Annotated in this window: 5 protein-coding genes; 2 read left to right on the top strand and 3 right to left on the bottom strand. The window is 72.3% G+C overall.

The window, feature by feature from the left end:
- Window positions 1–13: 13 nt before the first annotated feature.
- The 3 genes from FOF48_RS04930 to FOF48_RS04920 form a co-directional block, all read right to left on the bottom strand.
- Window positions 14–4519, bottom strand: a complete 4506-nt coding sequence (locus FOF48_RS04930; protein WP_143898944.1) for a non-ribosomal peptide synthetase — start codon at window positions 4517–4519, stop codon at window positions 14–16.
- A gap of 121 nt (window positions 4520–4640) precedes the next feature.
- Entirely contained in the window at window positions 4641–5258 is a 618-nt protein-coding gene (locus FOF48_RS04925) for a DUF6817 domain-containing protein (RefSeq protein WP_143898943.1), read from the bottom strand.
- A gap of 214 nt (window positions 5259–5472) precedes the next feature.
- Window positions 5473–6165, bottom strand: a complete 693-nt coding sequence (locus FOF48_RS04920) for an SDR family oxidoreductase (protein ID WP_143898942.1) — start codon at window positions 6163–6165, stop codon at window positions 5473–5475.
- Window positions 6166–6381: 216 nt separating this feature from the next.
- Between FOF48_RS04920 and FOF48_RS04915 the strand changes: the two genes are divergently transcribed.
- Both FOF48_RS04915 and FOF48_RS04910 read left to right on the top strand, forming a co-directional pair.
- Window positions 6382–6816 carry a nuclear transport factor 2 family protein gene (locus tag FOF48_RS04915; RefSeq protein WP_161664051.1) on the top strand — a complete coding sequence of 145 codons (435 nt, stop codon included), beginning with the start codon at window positions 6382–6384 and terminating at the stop codon, window positions 6814–6816.
- 219 nt (window positions 6817–7035) lie between these two features.
- Entirely contained in the window at window positions 7036–14742 is a 7707-nt protein-coding gene (locus tag FOF48_RS04910) for a non-ribosomal peptide synthetase/type I polyketide synthase (protein WP_186001771.1), read from the top strand.
- Window position 14743 lies beyond the last annotated feature (1 nt).

The raw sequence follows: 14743 nt of genomic DNA, 5'->3' as shown, positions 1-14743 counted from the left end.
CAGGCCGCGCCGTTCACGACGCCAGTGCGGACAGCCGCTGCTGGACATCCTCGCCAATCCGCTCGAGCAGGCGCAGCCAGCGCCGGGCCAGCTCCTCCATCGCCGCGGGCTCGAAGAGCGCCGTGTTGTACTCGAGCCCTGCCTCCAGGACGCCGGTGGTGACCCCCACCCGTAGGGCGAGCTCGTGGCTGGCGGCCTCGCTCCGGTCCTCGCCCAGCCGCTGCACCCGCTCCAGCACCAGAGGCCCGAACCTCGGCTGCTCCCGCAGCGCGTTCTCCACCACGAGCAGCACCTGCGCGCTGGGCCAGGAGCCCGGCGCGGCGCCCGGCTCCAGGTCTCCAGCCAGCGTCGCGAGCGGCAGGTCCTGGTGCGCGCCTGCCCCCAGCACCCCCTCGCGGACCCGCACGAGGAGCTCCTGGAACGGCGGGTCCCCGGACAGGTCCGTGCGCATCAGCTGCGTGTGCACGAAGAGCCCGGCGAGCGCCTGGGTCTCGCTCCGGCTCCGCCCCGCCATCGGCGAGGCGACCACGACGTCCTCCTGCCCCGTGAGCCGCGAGAGCAGCGTCTGCCACGCGGCGAGCAGCACCATGTAGAGGGTCACCCCCTGCCGCCGGCCCAGCTCCCGGAGCCTGGCGGCGGCCTCCTCCGGCACCGTGAAGGGGTGGACCGCCATGCGGCGGGGCCCTCCGCTCCGGGACGTGGAGGCCGTTGGGAGCGCGAGCCGCGCGGGCGCTCCCGCCAGCTGCTTCGTCCAGTAGTCCCGGTGCCGCTCCCAGGACGCTCCTCGCAGGAGGCCCCGCTGCCAGACGGCGAAGTCCGCGTACTGGATCGCCAGCGGCTCCAGCGGGGAGGGCCGCCCGGCGCTGAAGGCGTCATACAGCGCGGCGAGTTCGCGGATGAGCACGCCCCGGGTGAAGCCATCCGAGACGAGGTGGTGCATGCTCAGCAGCACCCCGTGCTCCTCGGGGCGTACCCGGAACAGCCGGGCCCGGAACAGCGGGCCCTCCCGGACGTCGAAGGCGCCTTGCGCCAGCTGCGCCACCCGCCGCCCTGCCTCTTCCCACGCGCCCGCTGGCGCTCCCAGGTCCTCGGCCGTCACGCACACCGGCCCGGCCCCGGAGATCTCCTGCACCGGCTGCTCCCCCCTCCGCGTGAACGTGGTCCGCAGGGCCTCGTGCCGCCGGACGATCTCCTCGAGCGCCCGGGAGAGCACGCCGGCGTCGAGGGGCCCCGTCAGCCACAGCAGCACGTCGACGGTGGTGTTGGGGCTGTTGGGCGCCACCCGGTCCTGGTGCCACATCCGCTCCTGGGCGAACGAGAGCGGCAGCCCGCCCTCGCGCGGCGCCACGGGAATGGGCTCGAACGTGGGCTCCGGTTCGCCACGCAAGAGCGACTCGACGATGCCCGCGAGGCCCGCCACCGTGGGTGACTCGAAGACGTCTCGCAGGGACAGGTCCGCCTGGAACACGTCGCGCATGCGCGCCAGCAGCCGCGTCGCCAGGAGCGAGTGGCCGCCGATGTCGAAGAAGTCGTCGTGGATGCCGACCCGGTCGAGCCCCAGCAGCTCCATGAAGATTCCGGCCAGGAGCTCCTCGGTCCCCGTGCGCGGCGCCAGGGAGGCGGTGCCCGCCTCCGTCAGCAGGTGCTCTGGCGCGGGCAGCGCGCGCGAGTCGATCTTCCCATTGGGGGTCAGGGGAATCCTGTCGAGCACGATGATGTGGGCGGGCACCATGTAGTCGGGGAGCCGGGCCTTCACGTACTCGTGCAGCTCGTCTTCCGACGGAGGCCGGAGGGCGTCGCCCACCACGTAGGCATCCAGCCGCTGGTAGCCCGCCTCACCTCCCACGACCACCACGCTCTGCTTGACGGTGGCATGTCCGCGGAGCACGGCCTCGACCTCGCCCAGCTCCACCCGGAACCCGCGCAGCTTCACCTGCCGGTCCACCCGTCCCAGGAACTCGATGGCGCCATCGGGCAGGGCCCGAGCGCGGTCCCCCGTCCGGTAGAGGCGCGCACCAGGAGTCCCGGAGAACGGATCCGGGACGAACCGCTCGGCGGTGAGCCCGGGACGATGGATGTACCCACGCGCCACCGTGGCGCCGCCGATGTACACCTCGCCCGGCACCCCGCCGGGCACGGGCTGGCCCCCCGGGTCCAGCAGGTAGAGCCCCGCCTGCGCGAGCGGCGTGCCGAGCGGAACCGTCGCGGCCAGGCCCGGCTGGGCATGCGCCTGCGTCTCCCCGGCGACGACGCCCACGGTGGTCTCCGTGGGGCCGTAGTGGTTGAAGATGCGGCAGCCAGGAGCGTGCGACTGGAACACCCGCAGCGTGCCCCAGGTCAGCGCCTCGCCGCCGAGCACCAGCCGCTCGCGCGGCATGATGCGCTCCGGCTGCGCGGTGGACGCGACCAGGGCCGCCAGATGGGACGGGACGATCTTCAGCAACTCGCACGGGTGGCGCGCGAAGTAGTCGGCCAGCGCGTCCGCGTCCGAGGCACGCTCCTGGGAAATCACATGCAGGTGCCCCCCCGTGCACAGCGCCGGGAAGATGGCGGTATGCCCCAGGTCGGCACCGAACGTGGAGACGGTGGCGAAGCGGGTGAGCTCCGCCAGCGCGAGCCTCTCGATGGCCGATTGCACGTAGCCCGCCAGCTGCCGGTGCTCCACGGCGACGCCCTTGGGCAGCCCCGTGGACCCCGACGTGAAGATGACATACGCGAGGTTGCTCGCGCCGGCTCCGCCGCCCACGTTCTCCACGCCCTGGCGCGAGAGGACCTCCTCGTCGGAGTCCAGGCACACGACGGCGGCCTTCGCCCCCGCCGCGCCCGCCAGGTCCCGCTCCGTCACCAGCACGCGCGCCGCGGCCTCCTGGAGCAGGTGGCCGAGCCGCGCCTCCGGGAGCGAGGGTTCGATGGGCAGCCACGCGCCACCGGCCTTGAGGATGCCGAGCAGCGCGACAATCATCCGCTCCGAGCGCTCCACCCGGACACCCACCACGGCATCCGGCCCCACCCCCAGGCCCCGCAGGTGCCGGGCCAGCTGGTTGGCGCGCGCGTTCAGCTGCCGGTACGTGAGCTGGACCTGCTCGTACGTCACCGCGGGGGCCTCGGGCGTGCGCTCCACCTGGGCCTCGAACAGCGCATGGATGCACCGGGACGGCGGCCCGCCACTGGCGGGCGCCTTCCACTGCTCGAGCATGAGCTGGCGCGCCTTCGCGCCCTGGATGGGCAGCGCCCCGACCGGGTCGCGCGACTCCCGCGCCACGGCTCCAACGAGGGCCTCCAGCGCGTCCTGCAATTGGTCGATGCTCCGCGCGGAGTAGACCGTGGGGTCATGGCGCAGTTCGAGCCGAGGCCCGTCTCCCCGCCGGACGCAGACCAGCTCCAGCTTCAGCCGCTCGCTGCGACTGTCGAGCCGGCCGACCTCGAAGGTGACGCCCTCCGCCCGCCATGCCGCCGGCCAGTCCTGGTGGGAGAAGCCGATCCGCCGCGCGCCGAGCCCTTCGTCCTGCTTCGCCCGGAGCGTCGCGGGAAGAAACTCCTGCCAGCGGTGTGCCTCGCGGAGCGCGGCGCCGGCCTGCCTCGCCACGTCCGCCAACGCGGCCCCTGCGTCGAGCCCCATCCGGAGGGGGGCGTACTGGCAGAAGGCCCCCAGCGCGGAGTGCAGGTGCTCGTACTTCCGTCCATCCGAGCGCACCTCGATGACGAGCGGATCCGGCTGTCCCGCCATGCGCCAGAGCACGACCTGCCAGCAGGCCAGCACGACCGACGACGTGGGGATGTCCTCGCGCCGGGACAGCGCCTCGAGCCCCGCGAGCGTCTCTCCATCGAGCGTCAGCGCCCGGACCGCCAGGGGGTGGGCCTTCGAGTCGAGCTCGAAGGCGAGCCGCGGCACCGCCTCGGCCCGCCCCACCTGCGCGTCCCAGTACGCCTTCCCCTCCCGGCCCGCGTCCGTCTCCTCCAGGTCGTTCTGCCACTGGGCGAAGTCGGCGTACTGCACCACCTCGTCCTGGGCCGGAGCCGGGCCCCGCCGCAGCGCTGCGTAGACCCGCGCCAGCTCCTCCAGGAGCCGCTCCATGGACCCGGCATCCAGGCACACCGCCGGCGCGCCGAGCACGAGCACATGCCGCCCGGCCGCCAGCCGCAGCAGCGTGGCGCGCAGCTTCACGCCCTGCTCCAGTTCGAAGGGCCGCCCCCACTCCTCCTGGTAGCACCGCTCGACCTGCGCCTCCTGCCGCGCAGGGGCCAGCGCGCCCAGGTCCTGCTCCTGGAGACAGGGGGTGGCGCTGGGGGAAATCACCTGCAGCACGACGTCTCCCCCGGCGAGCGAGCGGAAGGACGTCCTGAGGATCTCATGCCGGTCCACCAGGTGCTGAAGCGCCGCGAGCAGGGTGTCCCGGTGCAGCTCCCCGTCGATGACGGCCGCGCACTGCGTCCGATAGGCGGTGCCGTCCCGCTGCAGCCCCCAGAGGCGTTCCTGCTGCGGAGACAGCCTAAAACCTTCGAGAGCCGGGTCTTGCATCGGAGAGTCCACGGGAAGTCGCGACAGGGCAGAGACGCAAGGTGGAAGGCTCTCCACCAGACTCACCGCCGCACCGCTCGGTGCGTAGCGGATGGGAAGTGGCGAGGTCCTCGCCGTCCGGTCAGTGCGGACCGGCTCCGGACGCCAGACGCCTTCGCGGCTGGATTCTCAGGACATCTCCGAGGACGTCGTTCCAGCCGCTGACCGCCGCGGGTCCGAGGTACTCGGCGACGAGCTGCCAGAAGGGGCCGTAGTCCGCGACCACCATGTCGCGGGTCTCGGGCGGCAGCTGCGGAATGTGCGCCAGCAGGTCGGCGAGCTTCACCCAGAGCAGCTCACGGAAGTCCTCCAGGGTGACGTCCGCCAGCGCGCCCGTGCACCGGTCCTGGAGCTCGGGCCGGCCGCCCTTCCGCAGCACGTTGCGCATGCTCCTGCCGAGCGACTCGTAGGTCATCACGCAGAAGTTGTAGACAAGCCGCTCCGCGGGGGCGCCGACGAGCGCACGCACATGCTCACGCTGGCCCGCCTGGAGCTCGAACACACCGGTGGCCTGCAAGGCATGCGTGCCGTAGACGCCGTGAAACAGCCCCGCCAGCATCACGTGCTCCGGGCACCCGAAACGCTCCAGGCCCCTGTAGACATTCACCATGTGCGCCAGCAGCGTCCCGTCCAGATGGGCGACCTTGGTGGTTCCCAGCCCGACCAGGGACTCCTTCAGCACTTCGAGGTCATGTGGCATGGGTCCCTTCCTTCACATGGCGCGATGCATCAGCCACCGGCCCCCTCGCCTCCTCTTGAAGCAAGCGTGAAGTCGAGGGAGCTGGACAGCCTGCTTAGTCGGGAAGTTGACTGATGAGGCCGCGCGCGTCAAGGACACCACCCCCGCCCAAACCTTCTCCTCCCGCAGTGAATAAATACATACGTCTTCAGCGCCGCGGGCAGGAGGCGGGGTTTCACCAGCCGATGCGCTCACCGCGGAAGTCCATGAAGCTCCCGCTGTCCCCCGGGGCGAGCCGGTCGATGATGCCGATGAGCCCCGCGACCGACTCCGCCACCGGCGTCGGCGCGCTCGCGCCGCCCATGTCGGTCCGCACCCAACCCGGGCTGAGCACCACGGAGATGATTCCGTCGCCCTTCAGGTCATGGGCCATCGAGCGCGCGGCCATGTTCAACGCGGCCTTGGACATGCGGTAGCCATAGGCGCCGCCCGACGTGTTGTCGCCAATGGAGCTCAGCCCCGAGCTGACGCTGACCACCCTGGCGCCCTGGCCTCGGCGCAGCAGCGGCAGCAGCGCGCCGGTCACCCGGAGCGCTCCGAGCGCGTTCACCTGGAAGACCCGGGCCGCGTCATCCAGGTCCAGCTCCTCGATGCCATCCGCCCGCACCCTGTTGCGGATGCCCGCGTTGTTGATGAGCAGGTCCACGGGCTCGGCCACCGCGGACGCGAACGCGCGGACGCTGGCGTCCAGCGCCACGTCACAAGGGTGAATCCGCAGCCGGCCGCCGGACGACTCCGCGAGGGCCGCGAGCTCGGCGGCGCGCTCCGGCTCCCGGACTCCCGCGTGAACGGAGTCGCCCCGGGCGAGATACTGGCGCGCGAGCTCAAGCCCCATGCCACGGTTGGCCCCAGTGATGACGATCCTCATGGGTCGGGCAGCATGCACGGCTTCTGGAGGTGAAGCACCCTTCCTGGCCGCATGGCGGCCCCGCCACGACACCCGGCCCCGGGTCCGAACACACACTCCCAGTGTTGCGGTGCGTTAGCCTGCAGATGTGAGGCCAAAACCCGTAAAGACCTTGTCTCATGGAAAAACAAGGTGAATACTCAACTTTCCACCTGTTCCAAAAGGAGGTCCAAACTGATGCGAAAGGGAATCATTGCCCTTGCCATGCTGTCCCTGAGCCTGACGGCGAGCGCTCATGAGGTCGTGCTGTCGGAGGCCGATGTCCTGAAGGCGCAGACCCGCTCGACCGAGGCCCTGGTGAAGGGCGACGTGGATGCGGTGGCGCAGGAGTTCTCCGCTGATTTCAGCTCCGCTGGCGGTGACTTCCAGTTCAAGTCGCGCGACGAGCTCATCCGGGGCCTGAAGGAAGGCAACCTCTATTACGAGGCCATCCGCAGCGAGGTGGAGAGCGTGAAGTTCACGACCAACACTTCGGCCGTCGTCACGGGCAAGCGGACCGTGAAGGCCTTCATCAGCGGCAAGCCTTTCGAGAGCACCTTCTCGTACAAGGCGGTCTATGCCCTGAACCAGGATCGCTGGACGCTGGTGCTGTGGGCCGTCAACCCCTGCTGATCACCCCGGTCGTCGTTGGGCTTCGTGGCATGCCTTCGCGATGCACCAACACCCCTCGCGCGCAGGAGCCTGGCTCCGAGGCGCGAGGGGGCGGCGCCCCCGGAGCAGGTGCGTGGAGACCTGAAGGTCCCCCGCCTGCCTCTCTCTGCGGAAGGGGGCCCGTGCGGTCCGCCCTTTCCCTGAAGGCCGATGCCGGGTCTTGAAGGACAGGATGTACGAATGGGTCACGCGAAGGATTCGCAGCCATGGACTGGCTTTGAGGTCGCGGTCGTGGGGATGGCGGGCCGGTTTCCAGGCGCGCAGGACCCCGAGACGTTCTGGCGAAACCTTCAGGACGGGCTCGAGTCCATCTCCCGCTTCACCGATGAGGAGCTCGAGTCCTCGGCCCTGGAGCCCATCGCGCCCGGGGACCCGCGCCACGTCAAGGCGGGCGGGGTGCTCGCGGGCGTGGAGTCCTTCGACGCGGCCTTCTTCGGCATGCCCCCCAAGGAGGCCCAGGTCACCGACCCGCAGCACCGCATCCTGCTGGAGTGCGCCCACGAGGCCCTGGAGAGCAGCGGCCACAGCCCGGAGTCCTTCGCAGGGGACGTGGGCGTCTACGTCAGCGCCGGTGCCAACACCTACCTGCTGAACAACGTCTCCGCGAACTGGGAGTTCCTGAGGTCCGTCGGCGCCATGCAGGTGGTGCTCGGCAACGACAAGGACTACCTGGCGAGCCGGATCTCCTACAAGCTCAACCTCAAGGGCCCGAGCGTGACGGTCCAGTCGGCCTGCTCCTCGTCGCTCGTCGCCGTGCATACGGCGTGTCGCGCGCTGCTCAATGGCGAGTGTGACCTGGCCCTGGCTGGCGGCGTGTCGGTCAGCGTTCCCCAGAAGGCGGGCTACCTGTATCAGGAGGGCGGCGTGGCCTCGCCCGACGGCCACTGCAGGCCGTTCGACGCGCAGGCGCGCGGGACGGTCAAGGGCAACGGCGCCGGCGTGGTGGTGCTCAAGAGGCTCGGGGATGCGCTGGAGGACCGGGACACCGTCCTGGCCATCATCAAGGGCTCGGCCATCAACAACGATGGCGCCTCGAAGCTCGGCTTCACGGCCCCCAGCGTGGAGGGACAGGCCCGGGTCATCCGCGCCGCCCATGTCGCGGCGGAGGTCGACGCGGAGACCCTCACCTACGTCGAGGCCCATGGGACGGCCACGGCGCTGGGCGACCCCATCGAGCTGGCCGCGCTCACCCGGGCCTTCCGCACGCAGACCCAGGCCCGGAACTTCTGCGCCCTCGGCTCCGTGAAGGCCAACGTCGGCCACCTGGACGCGGCGGCCGGCGTCACCGGGCTCATCAAGGTGGTGCTCGCGCTGCGGCACCGCCAGCTGCCGCCGAGCCTGCACTTCACGCGCGCCAACCCCGCCATCGACTTCGACAGCAGCCCCTTCCGGGTCAACACCGCCCTGTCGCCCTGGGAGACGGGGGCCACGCCGCGGCGGGCCGGGGTGAGCTCCTTCGGCATCGGGGGCACGAACGCGCACGTGGTGCTCGAGGAGGCGCCCGCCGCCCCGGCGACGGAGGCCTCGCGGCGCCCCCAGCTCCTGCGGCTGTCGGCCCGGACGGGCTCCGCGCTCCAGGCCGCCGCGGCGAACCTGGCGCGGCACCTGAGGCGGCACCCGGGGGACTCGCTCGCGGATGTCGCGTACACGCTCCAGGTGGGGCGCAGGCCGTTCCATCACCGCATGGCCCTGCCCTGCGCCAGCGTGGACGAGGCGCTCCAGGCGCTGGAGTCAGGCGACGCGGTCCGGGTCGCCACCGGCGAGTGCGAGCCCGAGCCCCCCTCCGTTGCCTTCCTGTTCCCGGGTCAAGGCACGCAGTCCGTCCAGATGATGGCGGGCCTCTACCGGGACGAGCCCGTCTTCCACCAGCACGTGCGCCACTGCGCGGAGCTGCTCGGGCCGCACCTCGGCCTGGACCTGCGCGAGGTGCTGTATCCCCGCGAGGGACAGGCCGTCGGCGCGCCGCTGGACCAGACGTGGCTCTCGCAGCCCGCGCTGTTCGTGGTCGAGCACGCGCTGGCCCGCCTCTGGATGGCGTGGGGAGTCCGGCCCCAGGCCATGCTCGGCCACAGCATCGGCGAGTACGTGGCGGCCTGTCTCGCGGAGGTCCTGTCCCTCGAGGACGCCCTGGCGCTCGTCGCGGCCCGGGGGCGGCTGATGCAGCAGCTGCCGCGCGGGGCGATGCTGGCGGTGCCCCTGCCCGAGGAGCGGACACGGGAGCTGCTGGGAGACGACCTGTCGCTCGCGGCGGTGAACCGGAGCGCCCTGTGCGTGGTCTCCGGCCCCACGGAGGCGGTGGAGCGGCTGGAGCGGCAGCTCGGCGCGCAAGGCCTCTGCTGCCAGCGGCTCCAGACGTCGCATGCCTTCCATTCGCACCTGGTGGAGCCGGCGCTGGAGGCCTTCACCGCGCGGGTGAAGCAGGTGCCCCTGCGGCCGCCGCGCATCCCCTACCTCTCGAACGTCACCGGCACCTGGATCACCCCGGCCGAGGCCACGAGCCCGGACTACTGGGCGGCCCATCTGCGGCGGACGGTGCGGTTCTCCGACGGGGTCGCCGAGCTGCTGAAGGACGGGGGCCGGGTCCTGCTGGAGGTGGGCCCGGGACAGACGCTGACGTCCTCGGTCCGGCGGCAGGTGGAGGCCCGGGAGCGGTGCGTGGCGCTCGCCTCGCTGCCGCACCCCAAGGCCGCCCAGGACGAGCTCCAGCACATGCTGCACACCGCCGGGCGGCTGTGGTGCCTGGGCGCCGGACTCGAGCTGCCCGTCCCCCCGCGGGGCCGGCGCATCCCGCTGCCGACCTACCCGTTCGAGCGCCAGCGCTACTGGGTCGAGCCTCGGCCGCCACCGCGCGCCGCCGGGGCCCGCGAGCCGGCGCCGGGGCATGAAGCAGCGCCCGTGCACGCGGACCCGCCCGGGAGTGAAGGGCCGTCCCGGGGCCGCGCCTCCGTCCCCGCCGACCCGCCCAGGACTCCCCTGGAGCAGCGGCTCGCCTCGCTCTGGCAGGAGGCGCTCGGGGTCGAGGGCATTGGCATCCATGAGAGCTTCTTCGCGCTGGGAGGGGACTCGCTGGTCAGCCTCCAGCTCTGCGCCCTCGCGAACCGGAGCGGGTTGCGGCTGCATCCCCAGCAACTGCTGCGGCACCCGACCCTCGCCCAGCTCGCGGAGGCCGTCAGCGCCGCGCCCGCGGGGCAGGAGCCCGGCGCGCCGGCCGACCTGGAGCCGCTGTCAGGGCTGCCCTCCGTGCTCCCGGCACCGGAGAGCCGCCACGAGCCCTTCCCGCTGACGGACATCCAGCAGGCGTATTGGATTGGCCGTGGCGGCGTCCTCGACCTCGGCGAGGTCGCGTCCCACGTCTACCAGGAGCTGGAGGGGGACCGCCTCGAGGTGCCGCGGCTCGAGGCCGCGCTGCGGCGGCTGATTGACCGCCACCCCATGCTGCGGGCGGTGACAACCTCCGAGGGGCAGCAGCGCGTCCTGGAGCGCGTGCCGCCCTACCCGGTCGAGGTCCTGGACCTGCGCGGGCAGGCGCCGCGGACCGTGGAGGCGCGGCTGGAGGAGCTCCGCCAGCGGATGTCCCACCAGGTGCTGCCCTCGGACCGCTGGCCGCTGTTCGAGGTGCGCGCGACGCTCCTGGACGGGGGCCGGGTCCGCCTCCACATCAGCGTGGACATCCTCTTCGCGGATGCCTGGAGCCTGGTCCTCTACTCCCGGGACCTGCTGCGGCTGTACCGCGAGCCCGAGGCCGCGCTCCCGCCGCTCGAGCTCACGTTCCGCGACCATGTCCTGGCCGAGGCCGCGTTCCGCGACTCCGACAGCTACCGGCGCTCGCGCGAGTACTGGCTGAAGCGCCTGCCGACCCTGCCGGCCGCGCCCGCCCTGCCCCTGGCCCGGCCCCCCGGCGCCATCGCGCGCCCCCGGTTCACCCGGCGGAGCGGCGCGCTGGCCCCGGCGGTGTGGACGCGGCTGAAGTCCCGCGCGGCCCAGGCGGGGCTGACGCCCTCCATGGTGCTGTGCGCCGCCTACGCCGAGGTCCTGGCCCTGTGGAGCAAGAGCCCCCACTTCTGCATCAACCTGCCGGTGTTCAACCGGCCCCCCGTCCACCCCCAGGTGAATGACATCTCCGGGGACTTCACCTCGGTCATCCTGCTGGAGGTGCCCCCCCCGGGCCGTGAGCCCTTCGAGGCGCTGGCGCGGCGACTCCAGCAGCAGCTCTGGAGCGACCTGGAGCACCGGCACTTCAGCGGCGTGAGCGTCATGCGGGAGCTGGCCCGGAGCGAGCCCTCCCGCGCGGTCATGCCCGTGGTCTTCACGAGCCTCATCATGCCGGGCGCGCAGGACGTCTCCGCGGAGGCCCGCGCGACCTTCGGCGAGGAGGTCTTCGGCATCTCGCAGACGCCGCAGGTGTGGCTCGACCATCAGGTCGCGGAGAGGGCCGGAGGCCTGACCTTCAACTGGGACGCGGTCGAGGAGCTGTTCCCGGCGGACCTCCTCCAGGAGATGTTCGACGCGTACCGCCGGCTCCTCGATGCCCTGGCGAATGACGAGGAGTCCTGGCGCGAGACGCGCCGCGCCCCCCGGCTGCTCCCCACGGCCCAGGGCTCGACGCGGGAGGCCGCCAACGCGACCGCCGCGCCCATACCGGCCGGGCTGCTGCATTCCGCGTTCTTCGAGCAGGCGGAACGGCGGCCGTCGCACCCGGCGGTGCTGACCGCATCCCGGACGCTGACGTACGGGGAGCTCGCCCTGCATGCCGGACGGGTCGCCCACCAGCTCCGGCGCACGGCGCCGTGCCGTGGCGCCCTCGTCGCCATCGTGATGGAGAAGGGCTGGGAGCAGGTGGCCGCGGCGCTGGGCGTCCTGCGGGCGGGCGCCGCGTACGTGCCCATCGACCCGTCGCTCCCGCGTGAGCGGCTGGAGGCCCTGCTGGAGCATGCGCGGGCCCGCGTCGTGCTGACCCAGCCCTGGGTGGACGAGCGGCTGTCCTGGCCCGGCTTCGTGACGCGCCTCCACGTGAGCGACGCGGAGCCTGGAGCCTCCGATGACGGGCCCCTGGAGCCGCTCCAGGAGCCCGGGGAGCTGGCGTACGTCATCTACACGTCGGGCACGACCGGGCTGCCCAAGGGCGTCATGATCGACCACCGCGGCGCCCTCAACACCGTCACCGACATCAACCACCGCTTCGGCGTGGGGCCGGCGGATCGGGTGCTGGCGCTGTCGTCGCTGAGCTTCGACCTCTCGGTCTACGACCTCTTCGGCGCGCTGGCCGCCGGCGCGACGCTCGTCATGCCCGACGCCGAGGCCGCCCGCGACCCGGCGCACTGGGCCGGGCTGATGACGGCCCACCACGTCACCGTCTGGAACTCGGTGCCGGCGCTCCTGGAGCTGCTGGTGCAGCACGCGGAGGGCGGAGGCCCGTCGCCCTTCGGCGCGCTGCGGCTCGCGATGCTGAGCGGAGACTGGATTCCCGTCGGCCTGCCCGCGCGGGTCCGGGCGCAAGCCGCGCGCGTCAGGCTGATCAGCCTGGGGGGCGCCACCGAGGCGTCGATCTGGTCCATCGGGTACCCCATCGACGCCGTGGACCCTTCCTGGACGAGCATTCCGTACGGAAAGCCCCTGGCGAACCAGCGCTTCCACGTGCTGGACGCGAACCTCGCGCCCCGCCCCGTGTGGGTCCCGGGCGAGCTGTTCATCGGCGGCGTCGGCCTCGCGCTGGGCTACTGGCGCAACGAGGCGGACACCCAGGCCCGGTTCATCCACCATCCGGACACCGGGGAGCGGCTGTACCGGACCGGAGACCTGGGGAGGCTCCTGCCGGACGGCAACATCGAGTTCCTCGGGCGCGAGGACTTCCAGGTCAAGGTGCAGGGCCACCGCATCGAGCTGGGAGAGGTTGAAGGAGCCCTGGCGCGGCACGAGGCGGTGGCCTCGGCCGTCGTGGTGGCCGCGGGAGCCCGCCATGGCAACAAGCGGCTGGTGGCCTACGTGGTGCCCCACCCGGGGGCGGCGGTGCCCTCCGCCGAGGAGCTGCGGCGGTTCCTGGCGGCGAAGCTGGCCGAGTACATGGTGCCGCCGGTGTTCGTCCTGCTGGACGCGCTGCCGCTGACGTCCAACGGGAAGGTCGACCGGCGCGCCCTGCCCGCGCCGGACCTGTCCGCCAGGGCGGCCCTCTCCACCGCCCCCCGCACGCCCGTGGAGGTCCGGCTGGCGAAGCTCTGGACGGAGGTGCTGGGCGTCGAGCGGGCGGCCCTCGAGGACCACTTCTTCGAACAGGGCGGCGACTCGCTGCTGGCGACGAAGCTGCTGTCCCGGCTGCGCGCGGGCTTCCAGGTGGAGCTGCCGCTGCGCACCGTCTTCGAGACGCCGACGCTCGGGGGGCTGGCCCGGCACCTCGAGCAGGCCCGCCCGGAAGCGCGAGGGGCGCTGGCGCGGCCCATCCGCCCCGCGCCGCGCACCGGGCGCGTCCCCCTGTCCTCCGGGCAGCAGCGCCTGTGGTTCCATGACCGGCTCGAGCCCGGCGGCTGCACCTACAACGTCCAGGAGGCCGTGCGCCTCACCGGGGCGGTCGATGCCGCGGCGCTCGAGCGGGGCTTCAACGAGCTCGTCCACCGCCATGAGGTGCTGCGGACGACGTTCACGGAGGCGGACGGGGAGCCGGCGCAGGTCATCGCGCCCCACCAGACGCTGGAGCTGGCGCGGACCGACCTGCGCCAGTCCCCGCGGGAGGCACGGCAGCAAGAGCTGCGGCGGCTCCTCGCGGACGAGGCGGCCACCCCCTTCGACCTGGCCCGGGGACCGCTGCTGCGGGCGAGGCTCCTGCGCCTTGACGAGGCGGAGCAGGTGCTGGTGGTCACGCTGCACCACATCGTCAGCGATGCCTGGTCCATCGCGCTGCTCATCCACGAGCTGACCGTGCTGTACGGGGCGTTCACCCGAGGCGCGCCTTCCCCCCTGGAGCCGCTGCCGCTGCGGTACGCGGACTTCGCGGAGTGGGAGCGGGAGGGGCTGCGGGACGGCTCGTTCCAGGAGCACCTCGTCTACTGGAAGGACCAGCTCCAGGGTCCCCTGCCCGTGCTCCAACTGCCCGTGGACACGCCGCACGCCGTGGCGCGGAGCGACAACGGTGCCCGGCATCCCTTCAAGGTGCCCGCCGCGCTCCTGGTGGCGCTCAAGGCGCTGTGCCAGCGCCAGGGAGTGACGCTCTTCATGGGCCTGCTCGCGGCATGGCAGACGCTGCTGTGCCGCTCCTCCGGTCAGGAGGACATCCTCGTCGGGACGCCCATCGCCAACCGCGAGCGGCCCGAGGTCTCGGGGGTGATGGGGTTCTTCGTGAACACGCTGGTCATGCGCACGCGCTTCTCGGGAGACCCCTCGTTCCGGGAGGTGCTCGGGCGCGTGCGGGAGACGGTATTGGGCGCCCATGAGCACCAGGCCCTGCCGTATGACAAGCTCGTCGAGGAGCTTCGGGCGGCGGGCAGGAACCCGGGCGGCGCGCCGCTGTTCCGGGTCTGGTTCGTCCTCCAGAACGTCCCGATGCCCGAGCTGGCGCTGGGCGAGGCCGTCATCACCCCGCTGGAGACGCACTACCTCACGGCGGTCCATGACCTGAAGCTGGGCATCCTGGAGGGCGAGGACGGCCTCCACTGCGCCATCGACTACCGGACGCACCTGTTCAAGCCCGCCACCATCGCCCGGATGGTGGCGCTCTTCGAGCACCTCCTGCGCCGCGTGGCCGAGGCGCCCGAGACACCCCTGCGCACGCTGGTGGACGCGCTCGACGAACAGGAGCGGCGACTGAAGGACGCCGAGGAGCAGGAGCAGCGCAAGCTGCTCGTCCAGGGACTCAAGTCCGTTCGCCGCCAGGCCACCCGCATCCCCCCCACGAGCTGAC

Origin of the sequence: Corallococcus sp. Z5C101001, from assembly GCF_007352635.1 — a bacterium.
In the GTDB taxonomy this organism is placed as follows: Bacteria; Myxococcota; Myxococcia; order Myxococcales; family Myxococcaceae; genus Corallococcus; species Corallococcus silvisoli.
This window is presented reverse-complemented; position numbering and strand designations above follow the sequence as displayed.